Genomic DNA, 20,242 nt, shown 5'->3' with positions numbered 1-20,242 from the left:
TATGCTCCTGGAACTCAAAAGACTTCGCAGGATGGGAGAGGTCTATATCAACCCTCGGAACTTACAAACAGTCCCCCTGTTCATCAGGGACTGGAGGGACCTCCTCTCGCTCGATGAGAAGGACTATGGTGTTTATGCGAAGACGATTTACAACCCTTCGGATAGGTTTCTTGTAGTTGGAGAGCGGGACATTAAGATGGGGAATAACCTCGCGGAACTCTACCAGAAGCTTTTGGAAAATCCAATCAACTTCTGCGGCGAAGATAACTACTGCTATCAGCTCCAGGTCGGGGAGTTTGAGGGCCTGCCCTTTGCCAACGGCTGGCCCGGTTCGGGTGTTATGCTCGTGGGTGAAGCCCCAGGAAGAAGGGGCTGTGGGAAGACGGGGATATGCTTCTACCGCGATGCCTCGGGAATGCTTCTCAGGAAGGTTTTATTCACGCTCGGGATAAACCCGGACTTCGTTTACATAACCAACGCCGTCAAGTGCAATCCACCAGGGAACAGGCTTAAAAATATCCCCGAGGGTGCACTGGAGCTTCTTGCTGAAGAGCTGGAGATTTTGAGACCAAAGGCCCTCTTTGCAATTGGCAGAACTGCGGAGAGGGCCTTAACGGAGCTTGGCTTTGATGCGGTTTACCTCCACCATCCGGCGTGGTACGTGAGAAGGGGAGTAAGGGAACCATCCGGAGAAATCCTAGAAGAGTACGGCAGGATAAGGGGGGCCCTTGGAGAATGGACGCTTTAGCCCTCTTCCTCCTCGCTTTAGCATGGGACTTAACCCTCGGCGAGCCTCCCGCGATGTTCCACCCGGTAGTGTGGTTCGGTAGAATAACGGGCCTTCTCGATTCTAGTTATAGGAGACGTTCTCCTCCCTCTGATTTCGTCATCGGCCTCCTAACGGCGTTTATAGTTATTACCTTCGCCCTTGTGCTTTCAGTTGTGCCGCTTTATTCGTCTTTCCCACTCAACTACGTTCTCGCGGTTTACCTCCTCAAAAGCTCATTCGCCATAAAAAGCCTCCACGAACACGTTTCGAGGACGGTAACCGGGGATATAGAGGAAAAGAGAAGGGCAGTCTCGATGATAGTGAGCAGGAACACGGAAGCCCTCGACGAGGCCCATCTGAATTCTGCCGCTATAGAGAGCCTGGCGGAGAACCTGAACGATTCCGTTGTGGCCCCGCTCTTCTACTTCCTCCTCTTTGGACTTCCTGGGGCGGTAGTTTATAGAGCCGGGAACACGCTCGATGCGATGCTCGGTTACCGAAACGAGCGCTACGAGTTCTTCGGCAAGTTTTCGGCGAGGCTCGACGACGTTCTTAACTTCATTCCTGCCCGTCTGACGGTCCTCCTGTACCTCCCCCTCAGTGGAAGGAAGGTTCTGGAATACTACGGGCTGGCAAGGTTCAAGATAAACTCCGACAAGCCGATGGCCGCGATGAGCGCGGTTCTTGGAGTCTGGCTCGAAAAGCCGGGTGTTTACAGTTTCCCTGGGAGGGAGCCGAAAAATGAGGACATAAAACGAGCTTTAAGGGTTTACTGGCTGGTTGTTGCAGAGTTGATTATAATTGTGCTAATACTGCTCGCAACGAGGGTGTGTCCATGCTTGAGCCTGTGAAGTTCTCAGCTTATCACGGCGGGGCAAGGAGAAGAGATGAGGGGCTGATAGACTTCTCTGCTTCCATTAATCCCTACCCTCCGGAGTGGCTGGGTGAGATGTTCGAAAGGGCAAGGGAAATAAGCGACCGCTATCCCTACTACGAGGAGCTTGAGGAAGGTCTCTCGGAGCTTGTGGGCGAGCTTGTTACAGTGACAGCTGGTATAACCGAGGCCCTCTACCTCTTGGGAATCCTCGCGCTGAGGGGCAGGAGGGTGCTAATCCCAGCTCACACCTACGGAGAGTACGAGAGGGTTGCCAGAATCTTCGGGGCGGATGTTATCAGGGGGCCAAACGACCCAGAGGGACTTTCCCGGCTCGTTGAAAAGGATTCCATCGTCTTTTTCTGCAATCCGAACAACCCGGATGGAAGGTTCTACAGAGAAAAAGAGCTAAAGCCCCTCCTTGATGCTGTAGAGGACAAGAACGCCCTGCTCATCCTCGATGAGGCCTTCATGAACTTTGTTGAAAGGCCCGAAAGTCCAGAGGGGAAGAATGTCGTAAAGCTGAGGACGTTCACAAAGAGCTACGGCTTGCCTGGAATAAGGGTCGGTTACGTTGTTGGTTTTGATGATGCCTTCAAGAGCGTGAGGATGCCATGGGCGATAGGCTCAACAGGGGTCGCTTTTCTGGAGTTCCTGCTGGATGACAGATTCGGGCATTTGAAGAGGACGATGCCTTTAATCTGGCGGGAGAAGAGGCGGATTGAAAAGGCCCTCGGGGTTAGAAGTGATGCTAACTTTTTCGTAAAGCATGTTGGAGATGCCAAAAAGGCCGTTGAGGGACTGAAGGAAAGGGGAATACTTGTAAGGGACTGCACGAGCTTTGGCCTTCCGCAGTACATTCGCTTCTCGGTCAGGAAGCCTGAAGAAAACGAAATCCTGCTGGATGCTTTGGAGGGGCTCTAGCTTCTTATCCTGCTGACACCGAGAGAGCTGGCTCGGACACCTCCACCGCTCCTTTTATCTTTGTTCCCGAGCTTATTACCGGTAGGAGCTTGTAGGTGTTGCCGTTGATGAGGGCCCTTATTGTTTTCTCGAATTCCTCCATCTCAGCCCAGCCTTCAAACTCAACCTTCGCTATGAAATCGTACTCCCCGTAAAGCCAGTGGCCTTCAACGGGTAGCAGTTTTAGTATCTCGTCCCGGACACCCCAGACGAGGAGTATCGCCTCCGTTTTTATCACCTATTCTAAGACCTCGCTTCTCTGATAAAAGTTTTTCTAAAAATTTGTCGTCTTTTCGCCAATTTGTCAAAAAGAGGCAATGGAGATCTTGGCGAACTGACGGAAAGGGGTTTAAAGCGCCTGGAGAACTTTACCCGGTGGTGGCCGTGATAAGGGCGGTGTTCTTTGACTTTGTGGGCACCCTGATAACCAAAGCCGGAGAAAACGTCACCCACCAGAACATTGTGAGAGAAGTCCTCAAAAGGGCCGGAAGGGAAGACCTCGACCCAATAAAGCTCTGGGAGGAGTACGAGGCCGAGAGCTCTGCCCTCTTCAAAGAGCTCGCAGGAAAGCCCTACATTAAAATCAGAGACGTTGACACCGATGCCATGAAGAAGGTTGCCGAGAGGTATGGCTTCGAGGTTCCAGCTGACTTTTGGGACATCAGCATCGAGATGCACAGGAGGTACGGCCAGCTCTTCTCTGATGCAAAAAGGACCATCGAAGCTTTAAAGAAGATGGGGTTCCACGTTGGGATCGTAACTGACTCCGACAACGACTACATAAGGGCCCACTTAGATGCCCTCGGAATACTCGACCTGTTCGACACGATAACTACGAGCGAGGACGCGGGCTTTTACAAGCCACATCCAAGGCCCTTCCAGCTGGCACTTGAGCGTGCAGGTGTGAAACCCGAGGAGGCTCTTTACGTCGGCGACAACCCTTCAAAAGACTGCGTTGGGGCTAAAAACATTGGAATGACCTCGGTACTTCTCGATCCTGAAGGAAAGAAGCGTGAGCTCTGGAACAACTGCGACTTCGTGGTTTCCAGGCTGGGCGAGCTCCTCGATATCGTCCGTGGGCTCAACGATTGAGCCCGACAGGTTTATTAACTTTTTCGACGCATATCTTAACGGTGATATGATGAGACCAAGGGTTTTGGTGCTCTTCAAGATGAAGAGCAAGCCCGTTGAGGAGCTGAAGAAATACGCTGACGTCGATTTTCTGCTCTATCCGAGCGTTGAGGAGCTGGCCGAGAAGATCGGGGACTACGATGGGTTAATAGTTTCCCCCTTAAACCGGGTTCCAAAGGAAGTGATAGAGCGAGCCGAGAGGCTGAAAGTGATAAGCTGTCACTCTGCTGGCTACGATCACGTTGATGTGGAAGCCGCGACCGAGAAGGGAATCTACGTCACCAAGGTTTCCGGCTGGCTCAGCGAGGCCGTTGCTGAGTTCGCCGTCGGATTAACGATAGCCCTTCTCAGAAAGATTCCCTACACCGACAAGCTCATCAGGAAGGGAGAATGGGAGAGCCACGCCAAAATCTGGAGCAGCTTCAAGGACATCGAGACAGTCTACGGGAAAAAGGTCGGGATCCTCGGCATGGGGGCAATAGGGAAGGCCATAGCGAGGAGAATGAAGGCTATGGGAACTGAGATATTCTACTGGTCGCGATCAAGGAAAGCTAATATTGAGGCAGAGGTCGGGGCGAAGCACCTCCCGCTCGACGAGGTTCTGAGGGAGAGCGACATCGTCATCCTGGCCCTCCCAGCCACGCCAGAGACATATCACATCATCAACGAGGAGAGATTAAAGCTCCTTGAAGGCAAGTACCTCGTCAACATCGGTAGGGGGACCCTCGTGGATGAGAAGGCCGTCGTTAAGGCCATCGAAGAGGGCAAACTGAAGGGCTACGCTACCGACGTCTTCGAGAAGGAGCCGGTGACTGAACACCCGCTCTTCGAGTACGAGTGGGAGACGGTCCTAACCCCCCACCACGCCGGCCTGAGCAGGGAAGCGATGGAGGATATGGGCTTCCAGGCCGTTAGGAACCTCCTCACGGTTCTGAGGGGCGAAGTGCCGGATACCCTCGTGAACAGGGAGGTTGTGAAGGTCCGTCCGCCTGAGAAGGTGAGGATGCTTTGAGGTGGGAGCATGTGGATGGAAGAGCTTAGAGAACTCCTTAAGCCGTACAGCCCCCCGATTGAGGCGGAAGGGGGAATCTACACGGAACTGGTCGATGAGGAGGGAGAAGTCTACGACAGGCTGGCCTTCTACGTTGAGAACCCGGAAGAAGAGGGAGCGCTGGTGAGAGCGCTCGTCGAGGCGATAAAGGACTTGACTGACCACGACATTCCCGGAAGGAATGTCTTCGCCTTCGGATTCAGACCGGACTTTGAGGGGACGGTGATCAAGCTGTCCTTCTTCGACGCCGAGCCTGGTAAAGGAGCTGTCATCGCCGAGGTTCCTGAGGGGCTCGTGGAGATAGCCGAGAAGAACGAGCTTCCGCTGATATGGGGCGAGGGAGAGGGCATCGGCCTGCCTAAAGAATACACCGATGAAGACTTTGAGGTGCTAGTCAAACTCGTGGAGGCGGTAACCTTCGAGTGGTGAAACCATGAGGGCTCTTGTTTGGAGTGCTTATTTCCTCGTCGGCGTCTTTATAGGCGTCCTTGCGGCAATGTTCGGCCTCGGAGGAGGCTTCCTGATAGTCCCCACCCTGAACTTCCTAGGCGTTGAAATACACCACGCGGTAGGCACTTCCAGCGCGGCGATCGTTTTCACCTCCCTGAGCGCGGCGGTAGCCTACCACAGGCAGGGGAGGATACACTACAAGGCAGGGCTTCTCCTTGCCTCAACGGCCGTCATCGGCGCCTACATCGGCGCATGGGCGACTAGTTACATAAGCTCCTCACAGCTCAAGGTTATCTTCGGTGCCGTGCTCTTCCTCGTTGCTGTAAGGCTTTACAGAAAGAGGAGCAGGGAGCCATATGAAGTCGACCTGAGTGGGGTGGAGCTTGACTATCGAGTCGTCCCCATAGGGGGTTTCATAGCTGGAGTGGCCAGCGGGCTTCTCGGCATCGGCGGTGGGGCGATAAACGTGCCCTTTCTGACCTACATGGGCCTCCCCATACACTACGCGGTCGCAACTTCGAGCTTTGCCATAGTCTTCACCGCCACCTCAGGTGCGATAAAGCACTACACCATGGGCAACGTTGAGGTCGGATGGCTGCTCCTCCTCGTTCCTGGCCTGATAATCGGCGCACAGCTTGGGGCGAAGATAGCGAAGAAAACGAAGGCTGCCCACTTAACGAAGGCCTTTGCCGTCGTGATGGCACTTCTGGCGGTGAGGATGGTACTCAAAGGTCTTGGCTACGCTGTGCCTTGATCCCCCCATTTTTTAGGGAAGTCCAGCATAGTCTATGCCTGCGGAACCGCATGTTTTTTTAATGCCTCCCTCAGAAGATTTTTCATGTTCCAGTACCTCGTCGATTTCGCAGTGGGGTTCGCCATTGGAATCCTCGCGGGCCTCTTCGGGGTAGGTGGGGGTTTCCTGATAGTCCCGACGCTCATTGTGATGGGTCTCCCGGTTCACACGGCAATCGGGACGAGCCTGGCCTGTATAACCATAAGCTCCCTCTCCTCGGCCTACACTCACATAAGGCGAGGTGCTGTTATCTACAAGGTCGTTCTCGTGAAGGAGGCATTCTCGGTTCCGTTTGCCGTCGTTGGGGCCTACATTTCATCTTTCCTACCCGAGAACATCCTCAGGGCAATTTTCACCTTTCTCCTCATCTACCTGTCTTACCGGCTTGTGATGGAGAGGAAAAGAACCTGTGGGGAGGATGCTTTTGAGGTTAACTACCGCCGCGTTCCCGTCGTAGGTATCCTTGCGGGCCTGACATCGGGTCTGCTCGGCATAAGCGGGGGAGTTCTGAACGTCCCTCTCTTCCACACCTACATAGGTCTCCCCATGCGCTATTCCGTGGGTACCTCCAGCCTCTCGCTCTTCTTCACGGCCCTGGCCGGAACTGTGGGCCACTACCGCCTCGGCCAGGTCAGTCTGAGCACCGCCCTCCTCCTTGCCCCTGGCCTCATAGCTGGAGCCCACGTTGGTGCTAGGACTGCCCACTCAATCAACCCGGCGAGGATAAGGCTGGGCTTTGCGGTTATCCTGATCGCAGTTGCCCTCAAGCTCCTCCTTTGAGGTAGCTTTTTAACCATCTTCCTGAATCTCCTATGGGTGAAAAATGGAGGGGCTGTTCGAGAGAGTTGAACGGGAATACGGCGTCCGGATCGAGGGTCCGGAGGATATGGGAAACGCCTGGAAGCTTATAGAGATCCTCAAGGAGAAGGGCTGGGTTGTCTACATAATCACGGCAAAGGGCAGAGAGCAGGTTGATGCCTGGCATCCCGACTTCGGCTCCCTCTTTGCTCAGTTCGGTGAGAGCCCTAACTTCGGAAGCGTTCTGGAGGGGATCTGCAACGTGGCACTTCTTGTCAGGGAACTCGAAAAGAAAGGTGTACTGTAGCTCAGATCTCGATGACCTTCCCGACGTGGAGGGGCTCGGCGCTTCCAAAGTGGGCCTTCAAGTAGGCGTACTCGTCGATCCCAGTGCAGTGGCCGGCGTGGAGGGTTTCCACTCCGAGTTCTTTTATGCCTTTAACGACTTCATCCAGAAGAAGCTCCGGCGCTCCCCTCAGGTGGAAGCCACCTATGAGGGTCTTTATAGGCTTTCTGGCAGTTTCAATTGTATACCTGGCAATGTTTAGGATCCCGCTGTGTCCACAGCCGGTTATAACGGCTATGCTCTCCCCGAGGTCTATGATGAGGGCTACGTCGTCCCGGATCGGGTCTCTTATCTCTTTCCCGTCCTCAACGAGGTATCCCACAGTTCTGTCCCAGGTTCTCCGCTCTATTTCCCCTGGCGAGATGAAGCCTGGGAGGAACTCGTGGGGCTTTTCGCTCAGGTGGAAGACCGCTCCGAGGCTTTCAAGCTCCTCCCTTGTGAAGGGGATCCCTATCTCCATCCGCTTTGGTTTTAGTGCTATCCTCCTTGCGAAGATTCCGGGGTGAGCGTAGACGTCGAGCGGCTCTCTCCTGACTTTGAGGAGTTCCGCCATTCCACCGGTGTGGTCGTAGTGGCCGTGGGTGAGAAACAGCGCGTCTATTGAGTCCGGTTCAACCCCAAGTTCCCTCATGTTGTTGATGAGAACTTTCCCGTCCGTCCCGGTGTCCACGAGAACTCTGTAACCGTTGTGCTCAACGAGGGCGGAGAAGCCGTGGTAGCCGATTAGGCCCTTCTTCCAGCCGGCGTGGTTTTCGAAGAGGATTGTGATCTTCATAGCTGATCACCAGACAGTTTTATTCCCATCCGTTCCGGAGGTTGGAAAAGAGACTGTCCTTTCCATATTGCCCACCATTTTGTTTAATCTGCGAGGAGATTTAAGGTTTTGGCAAGGATAGAAAATAGAAAAGCTTTACCAGCCCCATCCACCACCTCTTCCACGACCCATACCGCGTCCTCTGCCCATTCCGCCGCCGGCGCCTCTGCCACGGCCCATTCCTCTGCCCATGCCGCGGCCGTATCCGCCGCCCATACCCGGACCCATACCACCAGCGGCTCCGGTGGCAGGAGAAAGCTCACCGCGCAGGAGGGCGTTTATGGCTTCTCTGACGGTCATCGGGCCGGGAGCTGTGAAGGTCCGAATTCCAGCGGCCTGAAGGCCGCCGAGTGAGTTGGGGCCGAACTGGGGTGCTATAACGGTGTCCACACCACTATCGATGATGAACTGGACGGCCTGAACACCGGCACCCCTGGCCGCCTGGGCCGCGGCGTTCTGGACGACCTTAACGTCGGTTATCTCCCCGCTCGGTCCTACCTCGACTATCGTGAAGGTTGGGGCCCTCGCAAAGGCACCGGCTATGAAGTCGTCAAGTCCTCCCCTCGTGGTTGGAACCAAAACCCTCACTCGAATCACCTCCGTGGGAATTAGGCCGGCCTAAGTTAAAAGGGTTGTGCATATGCTCACTACACAAGTCTGTTCCAAAATGCTTAAAAAACGTCCCATGAACGCTACCCATGGAGGTGGGATAATGCTCAAAATTGATAACCTTCACGTTTCGGTCGATGGGAGGGAGATACTCCGGGGCATCGAGCTAACCGTCAACCCCGGCGAGTTCCACGTCGTCATGGGTCCGAACGGCTCCGGAAAATCGACGCTGGCCCTGACCATTGCGGGCCATCCCAAGTACCGGGTCACCGGCGGCAGGATAACCTTTGAGGGTGAGGACATAACCGGACTTGACCCCGACGAGCGGGCAAAGAGGGGAATAATGCTGGCCTTTCAGCATCCCCATGAGGTCGAAGGGGTCAAAATAATTGAGTTCCTCCAGCAGGTTCTCGTGGAGCTGAAGGGAATGGATCCAGCGGAAGCTTACGACCTCATAGTCGAGAAGGCAAAAGAACTTTGGTTCAAGGAGGAGGACTTACACCGCTACGTGAACGTCGGCTTCTCGGGAGGGGAGAGAAAGAGGCTCGAGCTCCTTCAGGCGCTATTGATAGAGCCGAAGCTCCTCATCCTCGACGAGCCGGACAGCGGCGTTGACGTTGATTCGCTGAGCATAATCAGCAGGAAGATAGAGGAGCTCCACCAGCGCGGAACGGCAATACTCCTGATCACCCACTACGGAAGGATCCTCGGCCACCTCGACAGGGAGAAGCTTACAGTGCACGTCATGAAGGACGGCAGGATCGTCAAGACAGGCTCCGGAGAGCTGGTGGATCAGATAGACCGCGAAGGTTTCACCAGGATATTCGAGGAGGTGGGAGCATGAGTGAAACGATAACAATCGCCGATGCGAAGGCCATCATTGAGAACCAGATAGAGGAGCTTGCGAAGAGGAACAGGGAACCCGAGTGGATGACGAGGATAAGGTACAAGGCTTTGGAAGCCTTCGAGAGGGCCCCTCACAACGACCCCGTGATAAGCGAGGAGCAGCTGCTCCACTTCATAGCCAAGCCCCACGTCGAGGGCATTCCGGACAAGATTGAGAGCCTCGACGACCTTCCGCCGGAGATGAAGGCCCTCCTCGACAGGCTGGGCATAAGCGAGGTGGAGCAGAAGTACATAGCCGGTCTGGCTGTCCAGACAGACACGGGCGTTATCTACAACCAGTTCCTCAAGGAGTGGGAGAAGAAGGGCCTCATAGTCCTCCCGACCGAGGAGGCCGTTAGGAAGTATCCCGATGTGGTGAAGCAGCACTTCCTCAGGCTTTTCCGTGCTGATGAGAGTAAGCTTGCAGCTTATCACACGGCAATATGGAACGGCGGAATCTTCCTCTACGTCAAGGAAGGCCTTAAAGTTCCCTTCCCGCTGCACCTGTTCTTCCTAATACAGGAGAGCGCGCTGGCACAGGCGCCGCACATAATCATCATAGCCGAGAAGAACACCGAGTTCCACCTCATCGAGGGCTGCACCTCACCTGTCCTCCTGAAGCACTCCCTTCACCTTGACATGACGGAGGCGTACTTCGGCGAGGGGGCCAAAGGACAGCTCACGGTCCTCCAGAACTGGCCTGAGTACGTCCACACGAGGCCAATGACGAGGGCAAAGATAGGGAAGAACGCCCGCTTCATCAACACCACCGTTACCCTCGGCTCCGGAAAGAGCAACATAGGCGATCCCCACTACTGGGTTGATGAGGGCGGCCACGTTGAGCTGAACGGCATAATCCTCGGCCAGAAGGACTTCTACGTTGACCTCGGCGGCAGAATGTTCCTTCAGGGACCTGGAGCCAGCGGAATCAACGCGAGCAAGAGCGTCATAATGGACGAGAGCAGGGTGATAACGCGCGGCATAATCGAGGCCCAGGCGCCGAAGACGAAGGGCCACATAAGCTGCGACGCTCTTCTGATGAGCGACAAGGCGGTGATGGAAACCTATCCGGGGCTTATCAGCAGGGTTGACGACGCAGAGCTGAGCCACGAAGCGGCCATAGGCAAGATAAGGGAGGAGGAGCTCTTCTACCTGATGAGCCGCGGACTGGACGAGGAGAAGGCGACCCAGCTCATAGTCAAGGGCTTCCTCGAGCCTATGCTCAAGGACATCCCAATGGAATTCCTGGTGGAGATAAGGAAGATAATCGAGTTGGCGGTAAGCGGGGGCATGTGAGCCCCCTTCCGGTGTCTTTTATGTACCGCTGGAAGTACGACAGGGTAGCGGGATTTTACGATCTTCTGGAGAGGCCTTTGAACGGGTTTTTCAACCCCCTCAGGAAGAGGGCGGTTTCCTTTGCGAGGGGAAGAACGCTCGAAATTGGTGTTGGAACAGGGAAGACCCTTCCGTACTACCCTTCTGGCGTTGAGCTCTATGCAGTTGACGGCTCGGAAAAGATGCTTGAGATGGCAAAAAAGAGGGCGAAGGAGCTCGGAATTAATGTGAACTTCAGAGTTGCGGAGGCAGAGAGTTTGCCTTTTCCAGACAACTACTTTGACACGGTGGTCTCGTCTTTCGTATTCTGCACGGTTCCCAATCCCGAAAGGGCTATGGCGGAGATAAAGCGCCTCCTAAAACCGGGCGGAGTGGCAATTTTTCTGGAGCACACAAAGAGCGATAGTAAGCTGGTGGATTACCTCTTTCTCCTCCCCATGAAGCTCATCCTTAAGCCTCTGCTCGACGATGATCCTCTGAGAGAAACCCACGGGCTTGTGGGAGAGTACTTCGAGGTGGAAAAAGAGGAAGGCCACTACGGCGGTGTGGTCAGGCTCATAGTGGCCAGGAATAGGAAAAGCTAAACCCATCTCGGAGTTCGGATTCCATGCGGAAGGTTTATTTTCTGAGTTCTGAAATCCGAAGCTGGTGTGGATGATGAAGATGTTTCCTGCAGTCCTCGTGTTAATGCTGACCCTCATGCTCCCGCTGGCACTCGCCGAACCCGTTCAAATATGGAGCTACACCGACCAGTGTGCGGCGTTCTCGGTTTCTTTCAACTCGGATGGCTACGTTGGCATCGCCTTTGGCTACGATGCCGAGCTCCTTTCCCCGGATGGGAAGCTTATTTTTAAGGCCCCCACCAGGGGCATAGCATATTCCTCCGCCCTCTCCGACAGCAACGTTCTTCTAATAGGCACGGAGGGAAGCTGGGTTCAGGCGTTTTCCGAGCCTAAGAAACTCCTGTGGGAGAAAAAGCTCAGGGAAGCTGTAGTGAGCGTCTCAATCTCCCCTGATGGGGGTACAGCGGTGGCTGGAGACGCCTCTGGCTACGTCTATCTCTTCCGGAACGGTGAGCTGAGGTGGGAAAAGAACATTGGCAAATACGTCTGGAGCGCCGTTCTCTATGATGGGGGGGTTCTCGCGGGTAGCGACACAGGTATCTACGCCTTCAAGCTCGACGGCACCCTCCTTTGGAAGAAAAGCTTTGACGGAGCCGTTAGAAAGGTTGCACTCCTCAAAAAGGGTATAGCAGTTCTTGTGGTCCCGCAGGATGAGTCCTGGAGCGAGCTGGTTCTTCTGTCCGGCAACGGTTCGCTCGTCTGGAAGAGGCACTTCAACGGTTACATCCGCTCGATTTCTACCGATGGAATGTACATAGCGGCCGCCGGAACTACTGGAAACGTCACGCTCTTGGACTCAGCTGGAAAGCTGGTTTACTCAACGCCCCTCCTGAGCTACGCCAACGACGTTGCGACGTTTAACGGCTACACTGTTGTTGCCTACGGGAAGAACGCCGAGCTTATAGCTCCAAACGGCACTGTAGAGTGGTTCGAAAGCTTCAACGGGACCGCTTACCACGTCGGATTTTCCCCGACTGGCTACTTCGTCGTTGATTACGGTTCCCACGAAATAGACAACTGCTACAGTGTCATAGCTGCCTACTCAACTGCTCCCACCAATGGTCGGGTCGAGGATTCCAAGGGGGAAAGCTTAACAGAGCCCGGCTACAATCCTCTTGTCGCCGGTGGAATCCTCTTTGGGATAGCCCTTCTCGGGGTGCTGATATGGTCGCAGAGGAAGCGGTGATGGCGAAAAACCTCGTGAAGAGGTACGGGGACTTTGAAGCGGTGAGGGGGATAAGCTTCAAGGTTAAGCGGGGAGAGGCCTTTGCACTGCTTGGCCCAAACGGGGCTGGAAAAACGACGACAGTGAGAATGCTCACCACACTCACAAGCATAACCTCTGGAGAGGCCTACGTGAACGGCTACGATGTGAAGAGGGAAGGCCTGATGGTGAGGCGCTCGATAGGCCTCGTTCCTGACATTTCAAACCTCTACGAGGAGCTGACGGTTGAGGAGAACCTGAGGTTCACGGCTGATCTCTACGACGCCCCGAGGGAGAACGTGAGCAAACTGATCAAGGAGTTCAACCTCCCGGCAAAGAAGAAGTTCGGAAAGCTCAGCTCGGGCTTCAAGAGAAGGGTAACGATAGCGGCAGCGCTGGTTCACGAGCCGGATGTACTCTTCCTGGACGAGCCGACAAACGGTCTGGATGTTCACTCGGCCAAAGCCCTGAGGGCGCTCATAAGGGAGCTGAACAAGAGGGGCATGACGATTTTCCTGACCACCCACAACATGGTCGAGGCCGAGACGATACCCCAGAGGGTAGCCATAATGAAGGGGGGCAGGATAATAGCCGAAGGAAATAGGACAGAGCTTCCAAAGCTCATAGGGAAGGGAGCGAGGGTTAGGCTCCAGATAGAACCTCTCTCCAACAAGCTCCTAGATGCCCTCTCCAACTATGGTCCCACTTTCGATGAGGGGGATCTGGTTTTCACAGTTCAGGATGCGGATGCCTTCATGGCTGAGCTGTGCAGACTCAAAAACCAGCTCGGCTTCAGGATCCTGAAGGTTTCGACGGAGGCGCCGAGCATCGAGGACGTCTTCATCGAGCTGACTGTGGGGGGCTCCGAGGGGAAGGCCTGCGGCTGTGGGGGGTGTCCCCTTTGAAGGTTCTTACTATAGCCAGGAAAGAACTCAAGGAGTACGTTCTAAAGCCCGGCTCGATAAGCTGGGGCGTCGTGTTCCCCATAGTCTTTACTCTGGCGTTCATCGTCCGCTTCGGTGACATAGATCACTTGGCCCCGGGTCTAGTCTCCATCTCGATAGTGTTCGGGACGACCTCGTTTGTGGCATCTTCCATAATCTTCGAAAGAAGGCTCAGAACCTTTGAGCGCCTCCTGGTTGCGCCGGTGAGTTACATTGAGATAATAACCGCCAAGCTTTTGGTTGGCTCCCTCTTCGGCCTCTTCGTGGCGCTGATAAGCCTCGCCCTGGTCTCCAACTTCATGGTCTATCCAATCTGGAACGTTCCCCTGGTGATCGGCTACGCCTTCCTCGGAGGGCTTGCCTTCTCGGGATTGGCGCTATACGTATCCCTCGTCGTTGAGAATCCGATAAGCGCGATGACCTGGCTGAACCTCCTGAGGCTCCCTATGATGTTCACGAGCGGCGCTATAGCTTCACTCCTTCTCTTTCCGCGCTGGTTCCTGATAGTCGGCTACCTGACGCCGATGACGTACCTCGTCGAGGGGCTCCGCTTCTCGATGCTGAAATACGTCGAGATTGTCCATCCGCTGTATTCAGTCCTTGCCCTTGTGTTCCTGACACTGCTCTTTGTCTATCTGTCCGTGGAAAAGCTTAGAGAGCTGTATTAACTGCAGTGGGGGAAAGAAATCAAAAATGACTAGAAGAACCAGCGCCGTCCTCTCCAGGGACTTATGAAGCTCCAGAGGATGTAGAGCAAGACGAGGGCGATAACGTAGGTCGAGGCAACGAGGAAGAGCTTGAAGAGCAGGTAGAGTATCAGGAGCAGGAAGATGAGGTCTATTATCCCGTAGAGGCCAGAGCGGCCGAAGAAGCCGCCGTAATAGGGGGGATACGCACCAAACCTTCCGCCCCGGCCCATGCCCCTTCCGAAACCTCGCGGCATTTCTCAGCACCTCAAAAGGCTAAAGGGTAAGGCCTCACCACCATCCGAAGAATCTTGAAAGCCAGGCCCTCCTGCTTGGCTGTCCCGTCCATGGGCAGTAGCCGAGCCTTGCTCCCCAGCCTCTTCCTCTGCCAAAGCCGCGTCCTCTTCCCCATCCGCGGCCCCGGCCTCTGCCCCACCCGTATCCGGGGCCGAAACCATAGCCGTAGGCCGGGTATGTCGGGTAGGCCGGACCGTATGCGGGGTTTACTGCTGCTGGTGCAGTCGGCGTTGCCGGGATCTGTGGAACTGGTGTTGTGAACTGGCTTGCTCCGCCGCTCACGACGCTCTTTATGGCCTCCTCAACGGGGGTTCCAGGGGCGACCTGGTAGAGCCTTATTCCCGCGGCCTGGATGGCGCCGAGCGCGTTTGGGCCGACCTGGGGGGCTATGATTGCCTCAACGCCCTCGTTGATGAGGGTCTGCACTGCCATCGGCCCGGCACCTCCACCGGCCATTGCCCCGCTGTTCTGGATGACCTTCTCGCTGACGATGTTTCCGCTCTCATCAACGTCCGCTATGTAAAAGGCAGGAGCACGGGCGAAGACGGAAGCTACAGTGTCGTTGAGCCCTCCTCCATTGGTTGGAACCGCTATCCTCATACCAACCACCTCCATTTCCTTCATTATTTTGTGCATATGCACACCATTTAAAGTTTTCGGTAGACCTAACTCTTATAAACCAGTTCCGTTGAGTAACTCTAGGGGTGATGAGAATGACTGAGAGGAGATGCCTCAAGGTCGCGTTTGGAATGGAGGACGATGAACACCTCATCGATGCCCACTACGGGGATTCGGAGTTCTTCGCGGTCTACGAAATCTGCGAGGACGGGAGCGTAAAGCTCCTTGAAAAAAGGCACAACAGGGCCAAAGACATGGAAGAAGAACACGACGAGGGACACGGCGACCCAAGGAAGTTCAAGGCGGTCGTTAGCCAGCTCCTCGACCTAGACGTGCTGGCCGCGTTCAGGATGGGGCCGAACTTCCTCAGGATAAGGGACAAGACCAACAAGGTGGCCTTCTTCACGAGGACGAGGGATCTAAAGCTGGCCCTTCAGAGGGTCGTGGAGAACTTCGACGATCTCTGGGAGCAGGTGCAGGCGAAGAAGGCCCAAAAACCGCCCATAGCGGAGTGAAGATGAAGTTCTGGGGCATCTTTCCGAAGGTCGCCCTCCTTTCTTTCACCTATGTGATTCTGGCGTTTTATCTCGACGAGGGGCTTGGGGCTAGCTTTTCTGTCTTTCCGACTCTGGGACTCGCGATGGTATTCCTCGGCCTCGCCCTCTGGTTCCTCTGCTACCTTCAGGTCTCAAAGGCTTACTCGGAGGGAAATCTGCTCACAAAGGGGTGCTACTCAAAGGTGAGGCATCCGATATACTCCATCTGGGGTTTCCTAGTCATTCCCGGCTTTTCCCTGCTCTTCGGCGGTTTCATGCTACTTCTTCCTTTCGTTTACTGGGCGGGCGTGTTAGGGTTCATAAACGAGGAGGAGAGGGCTTTGGAGGAGAGGTTCGGCGATGAATGGAGAAAATACGCGGGGAAAACGCCCAGGTTCCTACCGGGGCCTTGAGCTCCTCCCAGTTCATCTCTACGTCTTAGCGCACCTCAAGAAGGCCGGAGTGGACTACGCTAAGATGATGGCGAAGATGAGCGAGCTACCGCTTTCCCTCATCGAAGACGCCATAAGAGACCTCACGGAAGCAGGACTGGTGGAGCGGGATTCTGGAAGCGCGATAAAGAGGAGTAAGGCGAGATTTAAGAAGGCCTTCGAGGTTCACAAGCACCACACATACTACCGTCTATCCAGAGAGGGCGAGCTTTTTGTAAGGCGTATCGACGGGAGGTGGCTGAAGGAGTACTTTAACTCGCTCTTTCCAGAGGGCTGGAGGATCGTGAGGGAGCTCTCAAGGAGCGGGAAGTTCGAAAATCTCTCCAAGGATATCAAAAGGGAAGAAATCCATGGGGAATTGCGGGTCTATCGCTTCATAACGCCCTCCGGAAGAACTACTCAGTTCTTCAACCTTCTGATAGCCTTCCTCGATGCGAAAGGGATTTAACACCTGAACCATAGTGATTGAGGGGTTTCCATGGGGTTCGCTTCCAAGTTCGCCTTCTGGTTCTCTTGGTGGGCGGTCATTGTCGCCACAGGCCTTGAGTTCCCGTCAAGACTCTCGGGATGGGAGGTTTTGACCTTCAGAGCTCTTGGGCTTCTTCTTATGACCTACGGTCTTCTTCTAAACGCCCTAGCTGGAAGGACGCTGAAGGAGTACGGGCACTTTGACATTAGGAGGGGCATCAGGAAGCCGGAGAGGCTCGTGACGGTAGGAGTATACTCCTGCATGAGGCATCCCGCACAGTTCGGCTCGATATTCTTCGGCTGGGGACTGGCGCTCCTCACGGCGAGCGTCCCGGCGCTTCTCCTGGCTGGGTGGTATTCCTTCTCCGCCCTCTACTTCATCCTGGCGGTGGAGGAGAGGGAAACGCTGAGGGAGTTTGGGGATGAGTACTGCAGGTTCCTGAAGGACAGACCGCCTTTCAGCTTCTCTCCGGGGTGCATCATAGAGGGGATCAGGGCGTTAAGATCTAAAGCTCGATGATAGTTCCAGTTTTCACTCCTACGAACTTTTCCGGATAAGTTCTCCTCACGTATTCTTTGGCGAAATCTCCCGAGCAGTGGGCCGGTGCTATGAAGTCTGCCATCTCTGCCAGCCTGTCCAGTGTCCGCTTGGATGGTCCGTGGAAGCCTCCGATGACGAGGTAGGCCCTGTCGTAGCCGGAAACATCCAGGATGGCCCTTGTGAGCCTGTCCACGCCCGGATGCGAACAGCCGACGATGACGATGAGGCCCGACGCTGTCTCCATCCCGAGGGCCTGCTCGAAGTCCTCTAAAGGTCCGGAAGTCCAGACTCCATCGGCGATTTCTCCGGCCTTGAAGACCCCAATGGAGTCGAAGCCCCGCCTGAGGGCCATTGCCCTGTTTCCTGGTGGGGCGTATAGCTTAATCCCCGGGTTCAGCTCGGCTATGTACGGAAGTCCGCCGTAGTGGTCGTAGTGCCAGTGGCTCAGGAATGTGAAGTCGAGGCCTTTGAGGGAAACACCGAGGGCCTTCGAGTTGTGGGCTAAGACGAGCGGGTTCGTGTCGGCGTCAAAGATGAATCGTTCCTTTCCCTCAACGAGAACGCTCCAGCCCCAGTCGTTTATCAGACCCTCAGCGGGAACGTTGTCGTTCAAAACGACGAGCCTCATAGTTCCACCACGTACTTCCTGTTTCCCCTCTCAAAACCCTTGAAGGAGCCGAGTTTGAGGCCGAGGACTGCTTTTTTGATGTTCGTAACTTTCATCGCCGCGAGATGGGTTATTCCCGTTCCTTTGACGAGCTCCGGGTGTATCTGGGCGGTGGGGCCGGTTAAAACTATCAGCTCCGCTCTTTTCGCCCGGTTGAGGATCATCTCCAGCGTCCCGTTCACCAGAACGGAGCCGCTGGCGATGACCGCTTCAGCCTCCGGAAGGAGGATGTATTCCAAAGCGTCGCTTAGCGTTTCCCTGTCCCAGAGCTTTGGATTCCGCTCAAAGACGAGGGTGTTGATTCCCCTCTGGCGGAGGGTTTTCACCACGGGGGGCATGTTGCCTATCACCGCCACTTCACTAAATCCCCCGACAAGCTCAACGACGTCTACCTCGGGGAAGCTCGAAACGTCGAGATGATACTGGGAAACCGCGTTTACCGCCGCTATTCCTAGGGTTCGCTCAATAACGTTCAAGCTGTCGGCCTTTTTGATGAAAGCTTCGAGGGAGGGCTCGCTTATTGAGTTGGTGTATCTCTGGACTTCCTCGGGAAGGGTCATTGCAACGCCCAGGGCTCTTCCTTTCGGCCCCTCAATTAAGACCCATGTGTAGGGTATGGCAAAGCCGAAATCTACCATCTCAAGACCTTCTGCGAGCTTTAGGGTCTTTTTCTTGATCTCTGAGAGCAGCATAGGCATCACTTCACCGCTTTTATCACGACGAAGCTTCCCTCGCCGTAGCCGGACTTCACGGGTTCAACTGATTTGATCTCATCGAGCCTGTGGAAGAGCGTCTGAACTATCTCAAACCCCCTGAAGCCGACCTTTTTGAGAAGCTCTAGAAGTTCTTCCGTCGAGAAGAATCTTGCCTCCTTATAGAAAGTGCTCTCGTTCTTGTGCTCCTCGTAGAACCTCCCTATCGGGCTGTTCCTATCGACAAAGCCGATTATCAGTGCTCCCCCTGGCCTCAGAACGCGGTGCGCTTCCCTCAAAGCCTTCTCTGGGTCGTCAACGAAGCATATGGTTGTGACCATCAGAAGATAGTCCAGGCTCTCGTCTTCGAAGGGGAGGTTTTCGGCCGTCCCCTCGATTACCTTTATTCCCCTCGTCCTCGCTATCTCGGCCATCGCTTTGGAAGGCTCAACGCCGAGCTTTATCCCGAGCGGCGCCGCGAACCTCCCCGTTCCGACGCCTATCTCCGCTCCCTTTCCCTCTTTCGGCAGGAGCATCTTAACGGCCTCAAGCTCCGAAAGGTATGCGTAGCGGTTCCTCTCGAACCAGTTTTCGTACCTGTCGCGGTGCTTCTCAAAGGGCTCTATCTTGGGCATGGCCATCCCGCTCCAAGGTTCGTTTTTCCTGTTTATGCCTTTTGCCCTACTGCACAAGCTTTATACACCTTTAGGATAACCTAACTCCGGTGGTGGTATGATAGCTTTCGGACCGGTTCCTTCGAGGAGGCTTGGAAGGAGCCTCGGGGTTAACAACATTCCCGATAAAGTGTGCTCGTTCGCCTGCGTTTACTGTCAGATTGGAAAGACCCTGCGGATGGAGCTTGAAAGGAGGCCCTTCTACGAGCCGGAGCTCATTTTCAGGGAGGTCAAGGAGAAGGTAGAAGAAGCGCTCGCGAGGAACGAGCGGATAGACTACATCACGTTCGTTCCAGATGGGGAGCCAACCCTCGACATCAACCTTGGAAAGGAAATAGACCTCCTCCGCGAACTCGGGATAAAGCTCGCCGCGCTCACAAACGCCTCGCTCATCTGGAGGGAAGATGTGAGGGAAGACCTCCTGAAGCTCGACTTCGTCTCTCTGAAGGTTGACGCGGTAAGCGAGCCGCTCTGGAGAAAAGTTGATCGGCCTCACAAGAGCCTGAGCCTTGAGGAGATCCTTGACGGCATGCTGGAGTTCAGGAAGAAGTTTAAGGGAAAGGTAGTCACCGAGACCATGCTGGTAGACGGAGTAGACTACGGCGACGAATTTAAGAAGATAGCCGAGTTCCTAAAGGAGCTGAAACCTGATAAAGCGTATATAGCGATTCCAACGAGGCCTCCGGCAGAACTGTGGGTCAAACCGGCAAAGGAGAGGGTAATCAACCGCGCATACCAGGTCTTCAGCGAGATTCTTGGAGAAGAGCGCGTGGAGTATTTGATCGGCTACGAGGGGAACGCCTTCGCCTTCACCGGGAACGTCGAAGAAGATTTGCTGAGCATAACCTCCGTCCATCCAATGCGCGAGGACGCCGTCAGAGAGTTCCTGAAAAAGGCGAAAGCCGACTGGAGCGTTGTTGAGAAACTATTGAACGAAGGAAAGCTCATAGAGCTCGAATACAACGGGAAGAGGTTCTACATGAGGAAGCTGAAGAGCAGGGAGTAATCTTCCCCTTTCTACT

28 protein-coding genes are annotated in these 20,242 nt (G+C 54.9%); 20 read left to right on the top strand and 8 right to left on the bottom strand.

Annotated elements, in window-relative coordinates:
- The first annotated feature begins 1 nt into the window (after nucleotide 1).
- From A3L09_RS09520 to A3L09_RS09510, 3 genes are read left to right on the top strand one after another with little or no spacing between them, the layout of a single operon-like run.
- On the top strand, nucleotides 2-748 hold the full coding sequence (locus A3L09_RS09520) for a uracil-DNA glycosylase family protein (protein ID WP_088858731.1): 747 nt from the start codon (nucleotides 2-4) through the stop codon (nucleotides 746-748).
- On the top strand, nucleotides 736-1,620 hold the full coding sequence (cbiB, locus tag A3L09_RS09515; protein WP_088858730.1) for an adenosylcobinamide-phosphate synthase CbiB: 885 nt from the start codon (nucleotides 736-738) through the stop codon (nucleotides 1,618-1,620). The genes A3L09_RS09520 and cbiB overlap by 13 nt, the downstream gene beginning before the upstream one ends.
- The gene (locus A3L09_RS09510) at nucleotides 1,605-2,567 is read left to right on the top strand and encodes an aminotransferase class I/II-fold pyridoxal phosphate-dependent enzyme (protein ID WP_088858729.1); all 963 of its coding nucleotides are present in this window, start codon (nucleotides 1,605-1,607) and stop codon (nucleotides 2,565-2,567) included. The genes cbiB and A3L09_RS09510 overlap by 16 nt, the downstream gene beginning before the upstream one ends.
- A gap of 4 nt (nucleotides 2,568-2,571) precedes the next feature.
- Here the strand turns inward: A3L09_RS09510 and A3L09_RS09505 are convergent, their stop codons facing one another.
- A complete protein-coding gene (locus A3L09_RS09505) occupies nucleotides 2,572-2,844 on the bottom strand; it encodes a hypothetical protein (RefSeq protein WP_088858728.1) in 273 nt (90 codons plus the stop codon).
- Between the two features lie 146 nt (nucleotides 2,845-2,990).
- On the opposite strand from A3L09_RS09505, the gene A3L09_RS09500 reads away from it, so the two are divergent.
- From A3L09_RS09500 to A3L09_RS09475, 6 genes are all read left to right on the top strand, one after another.
- Nucleotides 2,991-3,698: a TIGR02253 family HAD-type hydrolase gene (locus tag A3L09_RS09500; RefSeq protein ID WP_232473631.1), complete on the top strand. Its 708-nt coding sequence runs from the start codon at nucleotides 2,991-2,993 to the stop codon at nucleotides 3,696-3,698.
- Nucleotides 3,699-3,747: 49 nt separating this feature from the next.
- Entirely contained in the window at nucleotides 3,748-4,749 is a 1,002-nt protein-coding gene (locus A3L09_RS09495; RefSeq protein ID WP_088858727.1) for a 2-hydroxyacid dehydrogenase, read from the top strand.
- Nucleotides 4,750-4,758: 9 nt separating this feature from the next.
- On the top strand, nucleotides 4,759-5,217 hold the full coding sequence (locus A3L09_RS09490; protein WP_088858726.1) for a hypothetical protein: 459 nt from the start codon (nucleotides 4,759-4,761) through the stop codon (nucleotides 5,215-5,217).
- Nucleotides 5,218-5,221: 4 nt separating this feature from the next.
- The gene (locus tag A3L09_RS09485) at nucleotides 5,222-5,992 is read left to right on the top strand and encodes a sulfite exporter TauE/SafE family protein (protein WP_088858725.1); all 771 of its coding nucleotides are present in this window, start codon (nucleotides 5,222-5,224) and stop codon (nucleotides 5,990-5,992) included.
- 84 nt (nucleotides 5,993-6,076) lie between these two features.
- The gene (locus tag A3L09_RS09480; RefSeq protein ID WP_088858724.1) at nucleotides 6,077-6,811 is read left to right on the top strand and encodes a sulfite exporter TauE/SafE family protein; all 735 of its coding nucleotides are present in this window, start codon (nucleotides 6,077-6,079) and stop codon (nucleotides 6,809-6,811) included.
- A gap of 43 nt (nucleotides 6,812-6,854) precedes the next feature.
- A complete protein-coding gene (locus A3L09_RS09475) occupies nucleotides 6,855-7,136 on the top strand; it encodes a hypothetical protein (protein WP_088858723.1) in 282 nt (93 codons plus the stop codon).
- A 1-nt stretch (nucleotide 7,137) separates the two neighbouring features.
- On the opposite strand, the gene A3L09_RS09470 is transcribed toward A3L09_RS09475, so the two are convergent.
- Together A3L09_RS09470 and A3L09_RS09465 are read right to left on the bottom strand one after the other, a co-directional pair.
- Entirely contained in the window at nucleotides 7,138-7,950 is an 813-nt protein-coding gene (locus A3L09_RS09470; RefSeq protein WP_088858722.1) for an MBL fold metallo-hydrolase, read from the bottom strand.
- A gap of 135 nt (nucleotides 7,951-8,085) precedes the next feature.
- Complete coding sequence (locus A3L09_RS09465) at nucleotides 8,086-8,577, bottom strand: NifB/NifX family molybdenum-iron cluster-binding protein (RefSeq protein ID WP_088858721.1); 492 nt, start codon at nucleotides 8,575-8,577, stop codon at nucleotides 8,086-8,088.
- 124 nt (nucleotides 8,578-8,701) lie between these two features.
- Here A3L09_RS09465 and sufC point away from each other — a divergent pair, with 124 nt between their 5' ends.
- The 6 genes from sufC (at nucleotide 8,702) to A3L09_RS09435 (ending at nucleotide 14,257) form a co-directional block, all read left to right on the top strand.
- A complete protein-coding gene (sufC, locus tag A3L09_RS09460; RefSeq protein WP_088858720.1) occupies nucleotides 8,702-9,442 on the top strand; it encodes a Fe-S cluster assembly ATPase SufC in 741 nt (246 codons plus the stop codon).
- Nucleotides 9,439-10,779 (top strand): SUF-like minimal system protein SmsB, encoded by a 1,341-nt coding sequence (locus A3L09_RS09455; protein WP_088858719.1) that lies wholly within the window; start codon nucleotides 9,439-9,441, stop codon nucleotides 10,777-10,779. The genes sufC and A3L09_RS09455 overlap by 4 nt, the downstream gene beginning before the upstream one ends.
- Before the next feature lie 20 nt (nucleotides 10,780-10,799).
- Nucleotides 10,800-11,402, top strand: a complete 603-nt coding sequence (locus A3L09_RS09450; protein WP_088858718.1) for a class I SAM-dependent methyltransferase — start codon at nucleotides 10,800-10,802, stop codon at nucleotides 11,400-11,402.
- Between the two features lie 64 nt (nucleotides 11,403-11,466).
- Nucleotides 11,467-12,627, top strand: coding sequence for an outer membrane protein assembly factor BamB family protein (locus A3L09_RS09445; RefSeq protein ID WP_157727229.1), 1,161 nt, complete (start codon nucleotides 11,467-11,469; stop codon nucleotides 12,625-12,627).
- The gene (locus A3L09_RS09440; RefSeq protein ID WP_088858716.1) at nucleotides 12,606-13,550 is read left to right on the top strand and encodes an ABC transporter ATP-binding protein; all 945 of its coding nucleotides are present in this window, start codon (nucleotides 12,606-12,608) and stop codon (nucleotides 13,548-13,550) included. The genes A3L09_RS09445 and A3L09_RS09440 overlap by 22 nt, the downstream gene beginning before the upstream one ends.
- A complete protein-coding gene (locus A3L09_RS09435; RefSeq protein WP_088858715.1) occupies nucleotides 13,538-14,257 on the top strand; it encodes an ABC transporter permease in 720 nt (239 codons plus the stop codon). The genes A3L09_RS09440 and A3L09_RS09435 overlap by 13 nt, the downstream gene beginning before the upstream one ends.
- A gap of 29 nt (nucleotides 14,258-14,286) precedes the next feature.
- On the opposite strand, the gene A3L09_RS09430 is transcribed toward A3L09_RS09435, so the two are convergent.
- Complete coding sequence (locus A3L09_RS09430; RefSeq protein ID WP_088858714.1) at nucleotides 14,287-14,532, bottom strand: hypothetical protein; 246 nt, start codon at nucleotides 14,530-14,532, stop codon at nucleotides 14,287-14,289.
- 34 nt (nucleotides 14,533-14,566) lie between these two features.
- Nucleotides 14,567-15,172, bottom strand: coding sequence for a NifB/NifX family molybdenum-iron cluster-binding protein (locus A3L09_RS09425; RefSeq protein WP_088859045.1), 606 nt, complete (start codon nucleotides 15,170-15,172; stop codon nucleotides 14,567-14,569).
- Nucleotides 15,173-15,285: 113 nt separating this feature from the next.
- On the opposite strand from A3L09_RS09425, the gene A3L09_RS09420 reads away from it, so the two are divergent.
- The 4 genes from A3L09_RS09420 to A3L09_RS09405 are packed head-to-tail and all read left to right on the top strand — an operon-like array spanning nucleotide 15,286 to nucleotide 17,166.
- Complete coding sequence (locus tag A3L09_RS09420) at nucleotides 15,286-15,705, top strand: NifB/NifX family molybdenum-iron cluster-binding protein (protein WP_088858713.1); 420 nt, start codon at nucleotides 15,286-15,288, stop codon at nucleotides 15,703-15,705.
- Between the two features lie 2 nt (nucleotides 15,706-15,707).
- Nucleotides 15,708-16,139, top strand: a complete 432-nt coding sequence (locus A3L09_RS09415) for a methyltransferase family protein (RefSeq protein WP_088858712.1) — start codon at nucleotides 15,708-15,710, stop codon at nucleotides 16,137-16,139.
- Nucleotides 16,087-16,626 carry a DUF2250 domain-containing protein gene (locus A3L09_RS09410; RefSeq protein ID WP_088858711.1) on the top strand — a complete coding sequence of 180 codons (540 nt, stop codon included), beginning with the start codon at nucleotides 16,087-16,089 and terminating at the stop codon, nucleotides 16,624-16,626. Before A3L09_RS09415 ends, A3L09_RS09410 begins: the two co-directional genes overlap by 53 nt.
- 30 nt (nucleotides 16,627-16,656) lie before the next feature.
- Entirely contained in the window at nucleotides 16,657-17,166 is a 510-nt protein-coding gene (locus tag A3L09_RS09405) for a methyltransferase family protein (protein ID WP_088858710.1), read from the top strand.
- Here A3L09_RS09405 and A3L09_RS09400 read toward each other — a convergent pair.
- Genes A3L09_RS09400 through A3L09_RS09390 form a run of 3 tightly spaced genes read right to left on the bottom strand, consistent with a single transcriptional unit; the run spans nucleotide 17,153 to nucleotide 19,187 of the window.
- Entirely contained in the window at nucleotides 17,153-17,815 is a 663-nt protein-coding gene (locus tag A3L09_RS09400) for an MBL fold metallo-hydrolase (RefSeq protein ID WP_088858709.1), read from the bottom strand. The two genes, A3L09_RS09405 and A3L09_RS09400, sit on opposite strands and share 14 nt — an antisense overlap.
- Nucleotides 17,812-18,546: a Rossmann-like domain-containing protein gene (locus A3L09_RS09395; protein WP_088859044.1), complete on the bottom strand. Its 735-nt coding sequence runs from the start codon at nucleotides 18,544-18,546 to the stop codon at nucleotides 17,812-17,814. The genes A3L09_RS09400 and A3L09_RS09395 overlap by 4 nt, the downstream gene beginning before the upstream one ends.
- A 5-nt stretch (nucleotides 18,547-18,551) precedes the next feature.
- Nucleotides 18,552-19,187: a class I SAM-dependent methyltransferase gene (locus tag A3L09_RS09390; protein ID WP_232473522.1), complete on the bottom strand. Its 636-nt coding sequence runs from the start codon at nucleotides 19,185-19,187 to the stop codon at nucleotides 18,552-18,554.
- Between the two features lie 91 nt (nucleotides 19,188-19,278).
- Between A3L09_RS09390 and A3L09_RS09385 the strand changes: the two genes are divergently transcribed.
- Nucleotides 19,279-20,226: a radical SAM protein gene (locus A3L09_RS09385; RefSeq protein ID WP_088858708.1), complete on the top strand. Its 948-nt coding sequence runs from the start codon at nucleotides 19,279-19,281 to the stop codon at nucleotides 20,224-20,226.
- The last annotated feature ends 16 nt before the right edge of the window (nucleotides 20,227-20,242 follow it).

Origin of the sequence: Thermococcus profundus (genome assembly GCF_002214585.1) — an archaeon.
GTDB classification, from domain to species: Archaea; Methanobacteriota_B; Thermococci; order Thermococcales; family Thermococcaceae; genus Thermococcus; species Thermococcus profundus.
The sequence above is the reverse complement of the archived record's forward strand: the minus strand, read 5'-3'. Positions and strand labels throughout refer to the sequence as shown.